We start from the raw sequence: 17012 nt of genomic DNA on the forward strand, positions 1-17012 counted from the left end.
ACCTGCCCATCAGGTGGAGCGGTATATAGACATTGCGGCCAAAACGCCCCTTTTTTACGCCACGACAGGGGTATCACCTGCCACAACCAGGCGCAAAAATTCATCCCGACGATGACTTTTTATTTTAGGGTTCCACACCACACCAATATCCCAGCGTATTTGCCTCTCCACAGGCATTAATAAGTTAACATTGGCGGGAAAAAAAGTACGAACACTTGCGGGTAAAAAGGCGACGCCATTACCACCAGCAATTAATGCCAGTAGTGATGTCATATCATCCGTAGCGGACACCGGAACAGCCTTCAGTTGGTTACTTTGGAGAAAGTGTGCAGTTTGCTCAGCAAGGCAAGGGTTGGTAGACGGATCGAGTTGAAGTAATGGATATGCCGATAGTGCAGCCTGAATATTCATCTTATTTAAATCGCTATTCTTCGGCATAGCAAGCGCCAGCGTTTCTTCATAAAGAATATATGAAGCCAGGCCTTTACTTACAGGCATCCGCACAAAACCTATATGCAGTCGTCCCTCCAACAGCATTTTCATCTGGACACTGGAAGGAAGATGATTAATAACAATTTCACACTCAGGTACTTGCTGATGAAATTGTTTTATCCATTTAGGAACTTGCTGAAATGTCGAAATTCCAAAACCCATAAATAACTTTTCACGATTTTTTGAATTAATATCTCTCGCATAGTTCAGAAATTCAATATGAGATTGTAAAAGCTCATTGGCTTTAGAAAAAAGCTGCTGCCCAAATACAGTTAAACTTGCGCCATGCCGTCCGCGCAAAAAAAGATCGCCACCTGTCAAATGTTCCAGCGTCTGTATCTGCTTCGATAGTGCTGGTTGCGTCAGGAAGAGAGCTTTTGCAGCATTGCTGTAACTTCCTTTCATCGCCAATGTAACAAATGCACGAAGTAGTTTTATATCTATTCCTTTCATTTATTGAACCCTGAAAAAAATGGAATTATACAAATACCTATAACAGGCTCATGATAGCAAGGTATGGCAATAAAGAAACATAACTGACCAGTAGGAAACTGTAAAAAAGCCCTCTTAATAAATATTTAATTACAATGGAATATAAGTATGCCAAATGTAGCCGTGCTAACAAATGATTTGCAATATGAGTTTACGTATAAAATTACCCGCTCGGCTCAGGAATTAGAACAAAAACTAACGGCATTTAATCAATTTCTTGATGGTGTCAGAAATCAAAACCAGGCTGTCATCCATTTGCAGTTAATAAACGATCCTGACGACCCCGCAGTACAGCGCCGCTATAAAAATCGCGCTGCCGGAATTCCTGCTTTGGCCGGGCGGCCAGAAAACCAAATAATCGACAGTATTTTCCACCCTTCTGACCTCATCGTAGTGAAAGGAAGAGACAGTGGTTTCTTTAACAATAACCTCGATGAAACGCTGCAAAATTTAGCCATCAAAACGGTTATCGTGACCGGTTTGCAAACGCATGTCTGCGTTCAAACCACCGCCGCAGATGCTTTTTTCCGTGGATACAACGTGTGGGTGCCAGAGGATTGCGTTTTTGCTCCTTCTACGGATGATACCACTCGCGCCTTAGGGTGGCTTGCCAGCTACTGCGCTACCGTTGCTCCTTCGACTGAGATTTTATCGCTGTTGGCAAAACATGGCGATCTTCCTGAGCGCAACGAAAGGACATCCGCATGAAAAATCTATCAATACAGGCACTGGAACAGACAGATACCGTTGTTCTGGACCATGGCACAGGCGCTCGCCTTAGTCGGGAACTGGTCGAGCTAATTGCGGAAATTCTCGGCGATACCTATCTGGGGACCATGGAAGACAGTGCCTTGCTCGACCTACCGTCGCGACAAATTGCATTTACTACCGACTCTTTCGTTGTCACACCGCTCATCTTTGGTAATGGGGATATCGGTAAAATTGCGGTATGCGGTACCGTCAACGATCTTGCTGTGAGTGGTGCACGTCCGCTGTATCTAACGCTGAGTCTTATTATTGAGGACGGCATGCCCATATCCGAACTTGTCACTGTTATTGAATCGGTCCGTGATACGGCCGTTGCGGCCGACGTCAAAATCGTTGCCGGGGACACCAAAGTTGTTGGCAAGGGAGAGGCCGATCGTCTGTTCATTAACACAGCGGGTGTTGGCGTTCTTGAACATTCCCCAGTTTCAATTAAAAACGTTCGTCCAGGGCAAAAAATAATACTGAGTGGCTATATTGGGAATCACTCTATTCACCTGCTATCCCTGCGCGAAGGCCTGGGATTTGAACGAAATATCCTTAGTGACTGCGCTCCACTCAACATGATGATTCGCCAACTTCTCGATACCGTTCCTGCCGGGAAAATCACCTCGATGAGGGATGTCACTCGCGGCGGTCTCTCTGCGGTGCTTCATGAACATGCGCGCGCAGCAAAACATGAAATGCGTTGCGAGAGACAATCTTTGCCGATCCAGCCAGAAACGGCGATGGCGGCAAGCATGCTGGGCGTTGACGTCATCAATCTTGCTAACGAGGGGTGTCTTTGCTTGTTTGTAGAATCGGATAGCGCAGAAGAAGTGCTCAGACTCTTACAGGCGCACCCGCTTGGGCAAAAGGCCGCGATTATTGGCGAGGTATTAACTTTCCCACAAGCCAAAGTCAGCATGCTTGAACAGGATGGAACCGTATCAACAATAGAGGAGCCCTACGGTGCAGAATTGCCACGACTCTGCTAAGCAATGCGACGCCGTGGAAACCCGGCGTTACCGCATTTGCGGTATCGTCCAGGGAGTCGGATTCCGTCCTTTAGTCCATCGGCTGGCTCGCAGCTTTGAAGCCACAGGCTGGATACTTAATGATTCCGAAGGCGTATTGCTGGAGCTTCAGGCCACGTCGATACATATCGCACAACTCATTGATGAACTGGTATCTAATCCGCCACCAATGGCCCGTATCAATGGTATTGTGGAAGTACCGCGAGAAAATTCGGTTCAACAATACGCAGAGTTTAGTATCCGTAAAAGCCGTCAGTTGACGCGAATGGATACTATCATCCCACCGGATTCAAACGTCTGTCAGGATTGCCTTGATGAAATGTCTGACCCGCGAAACCCGAGGTATCGGTACGCTTTTATTAATTGCACCAACTGCGGGCCGCGATATTCAATTATCCAGGCGATGCCTTATGATCGTTCTCAAACAACAATGCAAGCCTTTGCAATGTGTCCGGCCTGTCAGCATGAGTATGATGACATCAATAATCGCCGTTATCACGCGCAACCCAATGCTTGTCCAGAATGCGGACCCAAACTAGACCTAAGGTCTCGCAACGGCGAAACGATAATCACAAACGATATCGTCAAATTTGTCCTGGCAAGGCTAAAAGAAGGCGCGATTATTGCGATGAAAAGCCTTGGCGGTTTTCATCTGGTTGTGGATGCGAATAATGAAAATGCCGTTTCGCAACTGAGAACGCGCAAGCGCAGAGATGCAAAAGCTTTTGCCATTATGGTAAGAGATGCAAATCATGCCGCACGTATCGCCAGTGTCAGCTCGCAGGAAAAAAAACTTCTGGAAAGCAGTGAACGCCCAATCGTATTACTGCGTAAACGCAAAAACACACTGCCGGAAATCATCGCTCCGCATAACCCCAGTATTGGTGTCATGCTTCCATCAACACCACTCCAGTATTTACTACTAGAAGATAGCACAATGCCAGCTCTGGTAATGACCAGTGGTAATCTCTCAGGCCATCCTATCGTATTTGATAACACGAGCGCGATTGCGCAGTTGGGTGAAATCGCGGACTATTTTATTCTTAACGATCGTGATATCCACACTCGTGTCGATGATTCCGTTGTCCGCGTTATGGCTCATGGCAATAATCTTTCATTCCTTCGGCGCTCACGAGGTTATGCCCCCTATCCTGTACACCTTTCTTCCAGGGTTGCTCCGATCATCGCTCTTGGCGCAGAACTAAAAACAACTGTGAGTATCGCGAAGGGTAATAAGATGTTTATGAGCCAGCACATCGGCGATCTCAAAAATGATCTTACGTTTGCATCACACCTTTCGTGCGTTAATCATCTGCAAAAGCTTCTTGATATTGAGCCAAAGGTTGTGGCCTGTGATCTCCATCCGGCATTTCGCTCGACGCGTCGTGCACTGGAGCAATCGCAACTGCGGGTTATTCAGGTGCAGCATCACCATGCACACATGGCCTCGTGCATGGCTGAAAACGGACTCAGTGGAAAAACGATTGGCGTTGTATTCGACGGTACAGGGTACGGCGTTGATGGCACTATCTGGGGTGGCGAATTTCTTGTAGGAGATACCAGAAGCGTTAAACGTGCCGCACACCTTCGTCATATCGGCCTACCAGGCGGTGATAGCGCGGTTAAAGAGCCCATCCGAATAGCCATTTCGTTATTAACGGAAATTTACGGGGAACACATTCCTGAGCTTTCAATTCCTGGTCTGCTGACATTGTCTGCAGACCAGCGAAACGTTTTCGCAAAAATGGCTATCCGAAAGATTAATACACCAGTAACCAGCAGTATCGGCCGGCTCTTCGATGGCATCTCCGCATTACTGGGCATTTGTACGCATATTGAATACGAAGCGCAGGCCGCCATTGAATTAGAAGCGTTATTATATAGCGATTTTCATATGTCGCATCCTTTCGCCTTCTCGATTGTGCAGTCAGAAGACCATCTCGAGGTGGATTATCGCCCGATGATTCATGAGCTGATTACAGAATTAACAGCACACTCCCTCGATTTATCTGAATTAAGCCGGCGCTTTCATTCAACTATCGTGGAGATTATTACCGCAGTCTCTATCCGTTTATCTGCACTTGCCAGGACACAGCAAGTTGTACTGAGCGGAGGAGTCTTTTGTAATGAGTTTCTACTCAACAATACCCTAGACCGACTGCAAGCAGCTGGACTCAAAGTTTACTGTCATCAACTCGTCCCCACTAATGATGGTGGCATCTCTTTAGGTCAAATTGTCGTTGCATCCAGCCTAAGCTAATCGCATCTTATTTATAATTAGGAAATAGAATATGTGTAATACCCTCCCGAGAGCTACTGCCGTATTATTTGATATGGACGGTGTGCTTATTGATTCAAATGAAGTGATTGAAAGAGGCTGGCGTGAAGCGGCTGCAATGTATGGTAAGACAATATCGGAACAGGAAATTATCAAACATATTCACGGACAGCCTGGCCCGCACACTATTCGTGCGCTTTTTAGTGACCTGCCGCTCGTTGACCAGCAAAAAGTTCAGGCTCATATTATTCATGTTGAAAATACTGCGTCTTACAATCCTATCCCCGGAGTCGCAGAACTTATTACCGTACTGGATGCCGCAGGTATTCAGGTTGGCATTGTAACCAGCGGTTGGCGTGAGAAAATCGACCGAGTGACAGCGATGCTGCATGTTCAGTCTTGCATTTCCGTTATTGTTGAGCGCGATGACGTCACCCAAGGGAAACCTTTCCCTGACCCTTATCTTCTGGCAGCCAAACGTCTTGCTATTCCCGCAGAGAAAACAATCGTCTTTGAGGATTCCAAAAGTGGCGTCACCTCCGCTGTTGCCGCAGGAGCTTTTTGCGTCGGGATCGGTAGCGCTGAACTGATTTCCTGTGGAGCCCGGCTTGTTATTTCAGACTTTACCGGTGTTGAGGTCATATCGCGATTGGATGGAAATATCGCAATTTCATTTTGCCCGGGGCATGTTTTGATCATCGATAAAAAAGACGCATCTCAGGAAACAGAATAGAGTTCAAAGGGCCATTAATGAAAGTCGCGCAAAAAGGACGCTGGGCTGTTACAACATTATTTTCTGTTAATGGATTTGTTACCGGAGCCTGGGCAGTGCAAATTGCCCAACTGGTTTCACGTTTTCACATTACGGATAAAGTAATAGGCCATTTGATACTTATTTTCGGACTGGGTGCATTATTTATGATGCCGCTATCCGGCATGGCAATGGAAAAATACGGCTCACGACGCATAGTGCGTATTTTTTCCATCGCAGCCTCAGTTGCTCTTATTCCTGTGGGATTCGCACCTGATATCTACCTGTTAACACCGATACTCTTTTTTCTTGGTGCCATGATTGGGGCAATGAACGTTGCGATGAATTCGAATGCAGTAGCCGTCGAGAAAGCCTTGTCACGCACAGTGTTATCTTCTTGTCACTGCTTCTGGAGCATTGGGCTTTTCACTTCTGGTCTGATAGGAGGCTATCTAGTTAAGCAGTTTGGTTTTCTGACGCACCTGTTTTTGATTAGCACGATTTCGTTAGCGATAACATTGTCTGTATGCCCACATGTCATCAAAGACGAATCAATAAGAATTAAGCGTTCAATTAAAGAAAAACAGCCGCATCATTCGTACATTATCTACGTTATCGGTGTTGTTGCTCTGCTGGCCATGATCCCGGAATGTGCGGTCGTTGACTGGTCGTCACGTTATTTACTGAAAAACCTTAATGCAACTACTGAAACGGCAAGTCTTGCCTTTGCCTGCTTCGCGGGAACCATGGCAATTTTTCGCTTTTTGGGAGATTCCATTCGCAATCGTTTCGATGCCATTCTCGTGATGCGCACATCCAGTCTGCTGGCTGGAATCGGACTGCTGGCAGCAGCGGTGGCAAATCATCCCTGGCAGGCTACCGTTGGTTTCGCTATTGCCGGTATCGGCATCGCCAATCTGGTACCAATTGCTTTTTCCGCGGCCGGAAACCAGCCTGATATATCAACCAATACAGGAATGAGTATCGTTACTACCATTGGCTATCTGGGTACGCTGCTGGCACCTGCTCCTGTCGGTTTGGTTGCTGAACTGACGGGTTTTCCTGCCGTATATGCTGGGATGGCCGCCATGCTGGGGGGGATTACGCTGCTTGCCCCTCTGGTTCGGGTAAAGTCCTGCGAAACCTGAGGCAAGCTGGATGGGAAGCCATCGGCAAGCCTGATATCGCCTAATGCATTGATAACAAAAAGCCCGCTTAAGTTTCCTTAAGCGGGCTTCTTAAATATGGCTCCTCTGACTGGACTCGAACCAGTGACATACGGATTAACAGTCCGCCGTTCTACCGACTGAACTACAGAGGAATCGTTGTGGAGGCTTATCTTAGCGGCGAAAATTTTTTTGTCAAACCCCATTTCTATGAATGCGTATCAATTGATGCTTCTCTCGACAGTTTGTTGCATTTACAGACATTTTAAATGGAAAAAACTTTGCAGCTTTTTGGATTCTCCCTCATCATTTGAAATGAGGTTTCAACTTTCTTCTTTAAGGTCCACTTTGAACGTCTCCGCTGCCTTACGCCAGGTCGCTTCCCGTACGCCCTGGTATGCCAAACGCAAGAGTTATAAGGTTCTCTTTTGGCGCGAAATCACCCCGCTTGCTGTCCCTATTTTTCTGGAAAACACCTGTGTGCTGTTGATGGGGGTCTTGAGTACCTTCTTGGTGAGCTGGTTGGGAAAAGAAGCAATGGCTGGGGTCGGCCTCGCCGACAGTTTCAACATGGTCATCATGGCATTTTTCGCCGCCATCGATCTGGGTACCACGGTGGTTGTAGCATTTAGTCTGGGAAAACGGGATCGTCGACGGGCCAGAGCCGCGGCCAGACAATCGCTGGTGATCATGACAATTTTTGCTACCGTGCTGGCCGCGGTCATTCATTATTTTGGTCAACAGATTATTGACGTTGTCGCAGGTGAAGCAACGCCAGACGTTAAGGCTTTGGCGCTTACCTATCTGGAGCTAACTGTGCTCAGCTACCCGGCGGCAGCCATTGCGTTGATCGGTAGCGGTGCACTACGCGGAGCCGGAAATACCAAAATACCGCTGTTGATTAACGGCGGCATGAACATTCTGAATATCATCATCAGCAGCATCCTGATCTACGGGATCTTTTCCTGGCAAGGGTTGGGATTCGTGGGGGCCGGACTCGGGCTAACCATTTCACGCTACATCGGTGCAATCGCCATTATTTGGGTACTGATGATTGGTTTTAATCCGGCGCTACGTATTCCCTTCAAAAGCTATTTTAAACCCCTCAATCTCGCCATCATCTGGGAGGTTATGGGGATCGGTATTCCGGCAAGCATCGAGTCGGTACTGTTTAATGGCGGTAAACTGTTAACGCAGATGTTTGTTTCAGGCATGGGCACCAGCGTAATTGCCGGAAACTTCATTGCATTTTCTATCGCTGCGCTCATCAACCTCCCGGGGAATGCTTTAGGTTCCGCGTCGACAATCATTACCGGCAGGCGTTTGGGAAATGGCCAGATTGCCCAGGCTGAAATCCAGTTACGCCATGTTTTCTGGCTGTCGACGATAGGCTTAACCGCCATCGCCTGGCTAACCGCCCCTTTTGCTGGCGTGATGGCCGCGTTTTATACCCAGGATCAGGATGTAAAAGAGGTCATTGTCATTCTGATTTGGCTCAATGCGGCATTTATGCCGATATGGGCGGCTTCCTGGGTATTACCGGCTGGCTTTAAAGGTGCTCGCGATGCACGTTTCGCTATGTGGGTATCAATGTTGGGCATGTGGGGCTGTCGCGTCGTAGTGGGCTACACCCTGGGGATCGTTTTAGGATGGGGCGTAGTCGGTGTCTGGTTAGGGATGTTCTTCGATTGGGCTGTGCGCGCGGCGTTATTTTACTGGCGTATGGTCACAGGCCGTTGGCTGTGGAAATACCCGCGTCCCGAACGGGAAAAGTGCATAAAACAACCTGTTGCGCCTGAATAATCGGCGAAATGAGGAATATTTCGGCAAACGATCGAATTTAGCGATTCAGGCTTTGACAACGCTGAGTGGCATCGCTAATATTCGCCTCGTTCACACGATTCCTCTGTAGTTCAGTCGGTAGAACGGCGGACTGTTAATCCGTATGTCACTGGTTCGAGTCCAGTCAGAGGAGCCAAATTTAAGAAGCCTGCTTAGGAAACTAAGCAGGCTTTTTGCTTTCAGACTTACTTATGAATACTGATATCATCAGGTTTCAATAAGTTAGCGTGAAAAATCTTCCTGATTTTCATGGACTACAGTCGCCCAGTTGGGTGCACGCCTTCAGTATCTCAACTATCGCGTAATCAACAAGAATCCCGAATTGCGCCAGACGAGTATCCGTATTCATCCAGCCACAGATAATGTGGCGTACGAGATTATCTGCGTTCCCCACTGAAACCCGGTAGCCGTTTTGTTAATGGATTACGCCCTCTCCCGCTAGCTCCTCTTATGCATTCCACTAATAAATAGAATTATCAACATCAATAACACACAGATATCATTACTCACGAATCGATCGATAAATGCTATTTTGTTAAGAATTCACAATGATTACATCTATATGGGTAGCAATGAAGATATACCGTGGTACGGTCGTCGTTTTTTCAAAATTGACATCCTCGGTAATGTCATTTTTGAATTCGACATGAGTGATTCTGATGGTGCACCTCAATACCCTGGAGAGGGTTATCGTGCAAGATTATTTGCCGAAACAGAACTGTCTTCATTAATCACTACAGCCTCAATTACTGTAAATTGATAAAGAGATGTATTTTTAAAAAGCACGAGTAATTGATTAAATTACATATATTTCAAGGGTTCATGTACCTACATGAACCCTTTATGATATCAATCAAAAAAGGAGGTCATAACATCATGACCGGGAAGATTTACCCGAGACTCATCATCAGGAGCCACTATTATAGTTTACCGTTATATTCATGCGCGAGGTAAATTAGTATTTGCGTTACGCTTCCTGCGGATAATTGGGTACTGCGAGTAAAATTAGTTTGTTTGTATAGCCAGCGAATATAGCGCCGACTGGCCGTTAAAGAAATTGTCCTGGCATTTTTGCCATCCCCGCCGGTTAATGGGCAAACCATCTTACGGTTTTTTTCCTGTATCCAAAGCGACCACTGACTTTGCCACCAGCCATGCCGCGTTTTGCCCTGAAAATACCAGGGGGTATTCGTATCACTGTCACTTATATCCTCCTCTATAAACCAAAGCTCAGCTTGTTGTTGGCGAAACAGTTCTGCCCAAACAGTAATAACCGCTCCGCGAAGAAAACATTCGTGAGAAATAACATGTGTCTTTATCTCAGGAAAGAGGGTCTTCAACAGCCGAAAATGCCCATGAGCTGATATAACCGGACGCAGAATAGAACCATTGACGTTACGTTTGAGTACCGCACTTCCATACTGAATCTCATCGAACTGACTGCGTTGTAAAAACTGCATCTCACGCATATCAACGTGTTTTACGATATCACTGCGATCCAAATCAGGCTCGATATTGCCTCTCCAGAGATAACGTAAGGTTTCCCCGACCGGGTGCTGAGTAAAATTAGTAGATAGATGAAGAATATTACCTCGGATAGCATCGAAACTGAGCAGGACATAGAGTTTCTGATCTGCTTCCGCCCCCTGGAACGGTACAATTAAAGGAACCGTTTCAATCCGTTCTGGTGATATTACTTCTCTTCGTAATTGCCGCTTAGGTGTCCAGACTTTTTTGCAGGCGCAGCACTGAACGCGCTGTGTTCCTTGCGGATTATAACCATAACAAATAGTTTTCTTGCCATAACATACGGGACAAAAATGGCCACTTTCAGAGGCGTATGCGCTTAAGTAAACAGTCACCCATTCATTAAATTGTTGTGCTTCAAATAGTGGGGGATAACTCCCACATGCCCGACAGTGCAATGCCGGATAACCCAACCTATAGTTTGGCCAGCTGTAATCTTCAGATGTAGCTAACCCTAAATTGCGACACCCAAACGTCTTGCAGGTATTAATTGTAAATAAAGTCGACATGAGCCACCAACGATTTCCAACGGTCGCTGATTTTGAACTATAACCTCGATTTAATTGTGTGAACAGACGCACATATCAATGTCTTTCGGAATGTAAAATACCCCAAATAAATGTGAATAGAGGAACAGTTTATGAAATTAAAAGTGATTGCTGCGGGTATTTTGTTGACATTACCATTCTGGGCCTGTGCCAAAGATGTCACCATTATTTATACCAACGATCTCCATGCACATGTGGAACCTTATAAAGTGCCGTGGATTGCTGATGGTAAGCGTGATATCGGCGGCTGGGCGAATATCACCACTTTGGTAAAAAAAGAGAAAAGCAAAAACAAAGCCACATGGTTTTTTGATGCAGGTGACTATTTTACCGGTCCTTATATCAGCAGCTTAACGAAGGGCAAGGCGATCATTGATATTATGAATACCATGCCGTTTGATGCTGTCACCATGGGCAATCATGAATTTGATGATGGCTGGGATAATACGTTACTCCAGCTAAGCCAGGCGAACTTCCCTATTGTGCAGGGCAATATTTTTTATCAGAACAGTGATAAAGCGTTTTGGGATAAGCCATACACCATTATTGAAAAAGATGGCGTGAAAATTGGCGTTATAGGTTTGCACGGCGTATTTGCCTTCAATGATACCGTTTCTGCTGCAATGCGCGAAGGTATTGAAGCACGGGATGAGATTAAATGGTTACAGCGTTATATTGATGAACTTAAGGATAAAGTGGATTTGACCGTATTACTGGTTCATGAAGGCACGCCTGCCCGTCAGTCCAGTATAGGAAGTACCGATGTACGTCGTGCGCTGGATAAGGATATTCAGACGGCAAGCCAGGTGAAAGGTCTGGATATTCTGATTACCGGGCATGCGCATGTCGGTACGCCGGAACCCATTAAAGTAGGCAATACGCTGATCCTCTCGACAGACAGCGGTGGTATCGATGTAGGGAAACTGGTACTGGACTACAAAGATAAGCCACATAGTTTTACGATGAAAAATTTCGAACTTAAAACCATTTACGCAGATGAGTGGAAGCCCGATCCGCAAACAAAGCAGGTGATTGACCGCTGGAATAAGAAACTTGACGAAGTGGTAGGACAGACGGTGGCGCAGTCGCCGGTTGAATTAACACGTGCATATGGTGAATCAGCTTCGCTGGGCAACCTGGCTGCGGATGCTTTGCTGGCCGCTGCGGGTAAAAACGCACAGTTGGCCTTAACCAACTCTGGCGGTATCCGCAGTGAGATCCCGTCTGGCGCGATTACGATGGGCGGTGTCATTAGTACATTCCCATTCCCTAACGAACTGGTCACGATGGATCTTACCGGTAAACAATTACGTAGTCTGATGGAACATGGCGCAAGTTTAAGTAATGGCGTGTTGCAGGTCTCAAAAGGCCTGGAAATGAAATACGACAGCAGTAAACCCGTAGGACAACGGGTCCTGGAACTTACACTTAATGGTAAGGCAGTTGAAGATGCGACGGTTTATCACATTGCTACCCAAAACTTCCTTGCTGATGGTGGTGACGGCTTCACCACATTTACCGAGGGTAAAGCGCGTAACACAACAGGTGGGTATTACGTTTACAACGCAGTGATCGATTACTTTAAAGCAGGTAACACCATCACCGATGAACAACTTAACGGTATGCGCGTTGCTGACGTGAAAAAATAAATATTATTACCTTAATAAGTTCTAATCGGTGTCATTAGTTGAAAATATTCGGCTTTATTGGCTATTTCTTATCTTTAAAGTCGAATATGGAAGCATTACTGAAAAGTAATAAAAACATGCAAACATCTGCATGAGATCTTGATTGAAATATAATAATTACTCATAAAGCTGAAAGGGTTTGGCTATGAAGATAAGAACAAAGCTTAATTTTATTACATTGTGCCTGTCCGCAACATTAGCCGCATCAGTTAACGCAAAGGATGTGACGATCTATTACACTAACGATTTACATGCTCATGTATCTCCAGGGAAAATTCCGGCCGTCGATAAAGAACGTCTGGTAGGAGGTTTTGCGAATATAGCCACCATCGTTAATGATGCGAAGAAAAGAAACAAAGATGTATTTTTCTTCGACGCCGGAGATTATTTCACCGGCCCCTATATAAGCACCTTGACGAAAGGTGAAGCAATTATCGACATCATGAATACCATGCCGTTTGATGCTGTATCCGTGGGGAACCACGAATTTGACCATGGCGTTGATAATATGGTTAAGCAGTTAGCAAAAGCAAAATTTCCGGTTTTGCTGGGTAACGTTTTTTATACTAACAGTGACAAACCCGTCTGGAACAAACCCTGGACGATTATCGAAAAAGATGGCATAAAAATTGGCGTAATTGGTATACATCAAAAATTTGCGTTTTATGACACCGTTGCCGCTAAGGCATATGCGGGTTCAGAGGCCCGTGATGAAGCACCTTATATTCAAAAAGGGCTTGATGCATTAAAAGGTAAAGTGGATATCACTGTGCTGCTTATCCATGAAGGTACGCCAGCACGTCAATCAAGTTATGGCAATAAAGACGTAGCCAGAATGTTGCAAGCCGATATCGATACCGCAAAGAAATTTGAGGGTATTGATGTGTTAATTACAGGACATGCTCATGTGGGCACACCTGAGCCAATTAAAGTCAATGACACGCTCATTGTTTCCACAGATGCGTATGGTACTGATATCGGTAAATTAGTATTGGATTTTAACCCGCAGACTAAAAAAATTGACGGCTATGACGGTAAATTAATCACTGTATTTGCAGACGAATATAAACCAGACCCTATAGTTCAAGCCAAGATTGATGAATGGAATGCTAAGCTGAAAAATATCACCGATCAAATCATTGGGTCAACAACCGCCCCCTTCACCCGCTCTTATGGTGAATCATCACCTGTTGGTAATTTAGTTATTGACGCCATGATGGCCAAGGCGCCGGACGCTGTCGTGGGATTACAGAATAGTGGAGGATTGCGTGCTGATTTACCACAAGGAAATTTACGATATGGTGATGTAATTACTACCTTCCCATTTAATAACGAACTTGTTGAAATGGATCTCACCGGTAAGGATCTTATCAATTTAATGATCCACGCAACTAATCTTACTAATGGGGTTTTGCAAGTTTCAAAAAGCATTCATGTTGAGTATGACAGTAAAAAACCTTTGGGTGAGCGAATCATAAGTTTCACTATTAATAATAAACCTGTGGATCCAACCAAAACATATCGGGTTGTTACACACTCATTTTGCGCGACGGGTGGAGATGGATTTGAAGCGTTCTTAAAAGGAACCAATATCAAAACGATCAATAGTACTACCTCTGCTGAGTCAATCATTGATTATGTCAAGACTCATAATCCTTTGAAACCCGAACTTGAAATGAGAGTAGTCGATGTAAGCACGGCAAAATAGGTTCACGAATATATTTTCCATTACATGAACCATCTTTATTAACAAATCTCTGCGGAAGGTACCCCTACGTATGCAAAAAATAACACAAATATTATCCGGCGCATTTATGCTTTTCCCTACGCTAACAATGGCAGCCTCAGAGAATAATGAATATGTATCAGACTGGTGGCATCAAAGTATTAATATAGTTGGGAGCAACTCCACTCGTTTTGGGCCACTAAAAAGAGCCGACTTATATCCCGAGTATCGTGCATGGGCACATGTGGATTGGTTTGATTTCTATGGCTACGCTGACTTACCTAAGTTTTTTGGTATAGGCAATGATAATGATATCGGTATTTGGGACAACGGTTCTCCGTTTTTTATGGAGATAGAACCACGCTTTAGCATCGACAAATTAACGGGGGTCGACCTAAGCTTTGGTCCATTTAAAGAATGGTATTTTGCCCACAACTATATCTATGATGCAGGAACCAATGAGGGACAACGTCAGAGCACATGGTATATGGGGATAGGGACAGATATTGAAACGGGACTACCGATGACGTTATCTGCAAATATCTATGCCAAATATCAAGGAAACAATTACAATGCAGCCAACGAAAACGAATGGGATGGTTATCGCTTTAAAGTAAAATATGTCATTCCTATCACCACATTATTTGGTGGAAACCTAAATTACGTCGGTTTTACCAACTTTGACTTTGGTTCAGACCTAAAAGAAAAATCAGGTGGCGAGCAGCAATTTTACTCCCGAACAGATAGCTCAATAGTTGCAACAAATGTACTCAGTCTGGTTTATCCTCACTGGAACTTTGGCGCCACCCTGCGTTATTTCTATCATGGTGGACAATTTGAAGAAGGTAGTAAAGCATTAAACAGCGACGGAGACATCACCTCTATAGACTCAACGGGGTGGGCATACTATTTAACTGTTGGTTACGCTTTTTAAACAATCTGCAAGGAATTAACTATGAAGGTAAAAACGATTACAGCAGGTATTCTGTTGACATTGCCATTCTGGGCCTGCGCCAAAGATGTCACCATTATTTATACCAATGATCTCCATGCTCATGTTGATACTTATAAAGTCCCCTATGTAGCAGACGGTAAACGTGAAATTGGTGGATTCGCTAATATAAGCACTTTAGTCAAGCAGGAAAAATCCAAAAACAAAGCCACATTTTATTTTGACGCCGGTGACTATTTTACCGGGCCGTATATCAGCAGTCTGACTAAGGGTCAGGCCATCATTGACATCATGAATACTATGCCCTTTGATGCAGTATCAATAGGTAATCATGAATTCGACCATGGTTGGGATAATCTCTTGCGGCAGTTGAGCAAAGCAAAATTCCCTGTTCTGTTGGGGAATGTATTCCACAAGGACAGCGAGATACCATTCTGGAACAAACCGTATACCATCCTGGAAAAGGATGGCGTAAAAATTGGCGTTATTGGGTTGCACGGTGTGTATGCATTCAATGACACCATTTCAGAACTCTCGATCCAGGGGCTCGATAATGATAAAAGTAACCGCTTTGATAAATCAGCAGCTGCCCTCAAGAACCAGGGAATCGAAGCTCGCGATGAGGTGAAATATCTGCAGCATTATCTGGATGAGTTGCGGGGTAAAGTTGACGTCACCGTTGCGCTCGTTCACGAAGGCGTTCCGGCTCGTCAGTCCAGTATCGGTAGTACGGACGTTAGACGTGCACTGGATAAAGATATTCAGACCGCTAGTCAGGTTAAAGGGCTTGATATTCTCATCACCGGACACGCTCATGTTGGAACACCGGAACCTATCAAAGTGGGGAATACGCTAATCCTTTCTACTGACAGTGGTGGTATCGATGTAGGTAAATTGATACTTGATGTTGAACCAGGGGCGAATACAAAAAAAGTAAAAAGCTTCGAGCTGAAAACAATTTTTGCTGATGAGTGGAAACCTGATCCAACAACACAAAAAGTTATCGATGGCTGGAATAAAAAACTCGCGGATATTGTGCGTCAGCCAGTCGGTGAATCCCCGATCATGTTAACCCGTGCCTATGGCGAATCATCGCAACTAGGCAACTTATTTACAGATGCAATGCTCGTCGCTGCACCGGATGCACAGATCGCACTGATTAACTCCGGTAGTTTACGTGCTGATCTCAACGCGGGTCCCATTACCTTTGGTGACATTACCAGTACTTTCCCCTTTAAGAATGAGCTTACTGAGATGGATCTTAGCGGTAAGGAGCTGCGCAATCTCATGGAACATGGGGCATCTCTCACCAATGGCATACTGCAAATGTCAAAAGGTGCTGAAGTGCGTTACATGCCGCAGAATCCGGTCGGGCAGCGCATAGTATCGTTCACAATCAATGGCAAAGCGATTGAAGATACGCAGACTTACCATGTTGCGACCACGACCTTCCTTGCTTTGGGAGGCGATGGCTTTCTGGCATTTAAAGAAGGGAAAAATGTACAAGTCCGCGCCGGGAATAATATGTCTGATGTCGTGATTGATTATCTGAAATCGGGGCACAAAATCGATCCCCACGAAATTAACGAAATGCGTGTTGAAGTGAGTAAAAAATAAACAATCCAGGTGATGCTGTTTATTTTATAGATGGCATCACCTGTTCCTCACATATTACAAAGCAAATAGCATAATATTTTTATGAGGGTAATCGATAATGAAAAGTTGCCATGTAATGATGAAAAACTCAAGTCCATTATGTCATTTACATT

13 protein-coding genes and 2 tRNA genes are annotated in these 17012 nt (G+C 45.1%); 12 read left to right on the forward strand and 3 right to left on the reverse strand.

What is annotated here, in order from left to right; all coding sequences use genetic code 11:
• Positions 1–54 precede the first annotated feature (54 nt).
• On the reverse strand, positions 55–945 hold the full coding sequence (locus OGW16_RS03340; RefSeq protein ID WP_193144788.1) for a LysR family transcriptional regulator: 891 nt from the start codon (positions 943–945) through the stop codon (positions 55–57).
• Positions 946–1092: 147 nt separating this feature from the next.
• Between OGW16_RS03340 and OGW16_RS03345 the strand changes: the two genes are divergently transcribed.
• From OGW16_RS03345 to OGW16_RS03365, 5 genes are read left to right on the forward strand one after another with little or no spacing between them, the layout of a single operon-like run.
• Positions 1093–1692, forward strand: a complete 600-nt coding sequence (locus OGW16_RS03345) for a cysteine hydrolase family protein (protein ID WP_227093119.1) — start codon at positions 1093–1095, stop codon at positions 1690–1692.
• Complete coding sequence (gene hypE / locus OGW16_RS03350; RefSeq protein ID WP_286517867.1) at positions 1689–2726, forward strand: hydrogenase expression/formation protein HypE; 1038 nt, start codon at positions 1689–1691, stop codon at positions 2724–2726. Before OGW16_RS03345 ends, hypE begins: the two co-directional genes overlap by 4 nt.
• The gene (gene hypF, locus OGW16_RS03355; RefSeq protein ID WP_286517870.1) at positions 2701–5025 is read left to right on the forward strand and encodes a carbamoyltransferase HypF; all 2325 of its coding nucleotides are present in this window, start codon (positions 2701–2703) and stop codon (positions 5023–5025) included. The genes hypE and hypF overlap by 26 nt, the downstream gene beginning before the upstream one ends.
• A gap of 31 nt (positions 5026–5056) precedes the next feature.
• Entirely contained in the window at positions 5057–5776 is a 720-nt protein-coding gene (locus tag OGW16_RS03360; RefSeq protein WP_286517871.1) for an HAD family hydrolase, read from the forward strand.
• A gap of 17 nt (positions 5777–5793) precedes the next feature.
• Positions 5794–6942 (forward strand): MFS transporter, encoded by a 1149-nt coding sequence (locus tag OGW16_RS03365; protein ID WP_286517873.1) that lies wholly within the window; start codon positions 5794–5796, stop codon positions 6940–6942.
• A gap of 97 nt (positions 6943–7039) precedes the next feature.
• On the opposite strand, the gene OGW16_RS03370 is transcribed toward OGW16_RS03365, so the two are convergent.
• Positions 7040–7115, reverse strand: a tRNA-Asn gene (locus OGW16_RS03370).
• 160 nt (positions 7116–7275) lie between these two features.
• Here OGW16_RS03370 and OGW16_RS03375 point away from each other — a divergent pair.
• The 3 genes from OGW16_RS03375 to OGW16_RS03385 all read left to right on the forward strand — a co-directional run bounded on the left by OGW16_RS03375 (position 7276) and on the right by OGW16_RS03385 (position 9562).
• A complete protein-coding gene (locus OGW16_RS03375) occupies positions 7276–8763 on the forward strand; it encodes an EmmdR/YeeO family multidrug/toxin efflux MATE transporter (RefSeq protein ID WP_226791866.1) in 1488 nt (495 codons plus the stop codon).
• Between the two features lie 99 nt (positions 8764–8862).
• Positions 8863–8938, forward strand: a tRNA-Asn gene (locus OGW16_RS03380).
• A gap of 426 nt (positions 8939–9364) precedes the next feature.
• Positions 9365–9562, forward strand: coding sequence for a hypothetical protein (locus OGW16_RS03385; protein ID WP_123914909.1), 198 nt, complete (start codon positions 9365–9367; stop codon positions 9560–9562).
• Positions 9563–9722: 160 nt separating this feature from the next.
• Here OGW16_RS03385 and OGW16_RS03390 read toward each other — a convergent pair whose 3' ends face one another.
• A complete protein-coding gene (locus tag OGW16_RS03390) occupies positions 9723–10838 on the reverse strand; it encodes a cytoplasmic protein (protein ID WP_286517876.1) in 1116 nt (371 codons plus the stop codon).
• A 131-nt stretch (positions 10839–10969) separates the two neighbouring features.
• On the opposite strand from OGW16_RS03390, the gene OGW16_RS03395 reads away from it, so the two are divergent.
• The 4 genes from OGW16_RS03395 (at position 10970) to OGW16_RS03410 (ending at position 16860) form a co-directional block, all read left to right on the forward strand.
• Positions 10970–12526: a bifunctional metallophosphatase/5'-nucleotidase gene (locus OGW16_RS03395; RefSeq protein ID WP_200000479.1), complete on the forward strand. Its 1557-nt coding sequence runs from the start codon at positions 10970–10972 to the stop codon at positions 12524–12526.
• A gap of 184 nt (positions 12527–12710) precedes the next feature.
• A complete protein-coding gene (locus tag OGW16_RS03400; protein WP_286517880.1) occupies positions 12711–14273 on the forward strand; it encodes a bifunctional metallophosphatase/5'-nucleotidase in 1563 nt (520 codons plus the stop codon).
• Positions 14274–14343: 70 nt separating this feature from the next.
• Positions 14344–15225 carry a nucleoside-specific channel-forming protein Tsx gene (locus OGW16_RS03405; protein WP_286517882.1) on the forward strand — a complete coding sequence of 294 codons (882 nt, stop codon included), beginning with the start codon at positions 14344–14346 and terminating at the stop codon, positions 15223–15225.
• 21 nt (positions 15226–15246) lie between these two features.
• Positions 15247–16860: a bifunctional metallophosphatase/5'-nucleotidase gene (locus OGW16_RS03410; protein ID WP_286517884.1), complete on the forward strand. Its 1614-nt coding sequence runs from the start codon at positions 15247–15249 to the stop codon at positions 16858–16860.
• The last annotated feature ends 152 nt before the right edge of the window (positions 16861–17012 follow it).

Origin of the sequence: Citrobacter sp. Ce104 (assembly GCF_030334595.1) — a bacterium.
GTDB lineage: Bacteria > Pseudomonadota > Gammaproteobacteria > Enterobacterales > Enterobacteriaceae > Citrobacter > Citrobacter europaeus.

Excerpts from the sequence above, each read along its gene's own strand:
- OGW16_RS03390 (WP_286517876.1), bottom strand. The coding sequence starts at position 10,838 with ATGTCGACTTTATTTACAATTAATACCTGCAAGACGTTTGGGTGTCGC.
- OGW16_RS03400 (WP_286517880.1), top strand. The coding sequence starts at position 12,711 with ATGAAGATAAGAACAAAGCTTAATTTTATTACATTGTGCCTGTCCGCA.
- OGW16_RS03385 (WP_123914909.1), top strand. The coding sequence starts at position 9,365 with ATGGGTAGCAATGAAGATATACCGTGGTACGGTCGTCGTTTTTTCAAA.
- OGW16_RS03340 (WP_193144788.1), bottom strand. The coding sequence starts at position 945 with ATGAAAGGAATAGATATAAAACTACTTCGTGCATTTGTTACATTGGCG.
- OGW16_RS03405 (WP_286517882.1), top strand. The coding sequence starts at position 14,344 with ATGCAAAAAATAACACAAATATTATCCGGCGCATTTATGCTTTTCCCT.
- hypE (WP_286517867.1), top strand. The coding sequence starts at position 1,689 with ATGAAAAATCTATCAATACAGGCACTGGAACAGACAGATACCGTTGTT.
- OGW16_RS03395 (WP_200000479.1), top strand. The coding sequence starts at position 10,970 with ATGAAATTAAAAGTGATTGCTGCGGGTATTTTGTTGACATTACCATTC.
- OGW16_RS03365 (WP_286517873.1), top strand. The coding sequence starts at position 5,794 with ATGAAAGTCGCGCAAAAAGGACGCTGGGCTGTTACAACATTATTTTCT.
- OGW16_RS03375 (WP_226791866.1), top strand. The coding sequence starts at position 7,276 with ATGAGGTTTCAACTTTCTTCTTTAAGGTCCACTTTGAACGTCTCCGCT.
- OGW16_RS03360 (WP_286517871.1), top strand. The coding sequence starts at position 5,057 with ATGTGTAATACCCTCCCGAGAGCTACTGCCGTATTATTTGATATGGAC.
- OGW16_RS03345 (WP_227093119.1), top strand. The coding sequence starts at position 1,093 with ATGCCAAATGTAGCCGTGCTAACAAATGATTTGCAATATGAGTTTACG.
- OGW16_RS03410 (WP_286517884.1), top strand. The coding sequence starts at position 15,247 with ATGAAGGTAAAAACGATTACAGCAGGTATTCTGTTGACATTGCCATTC.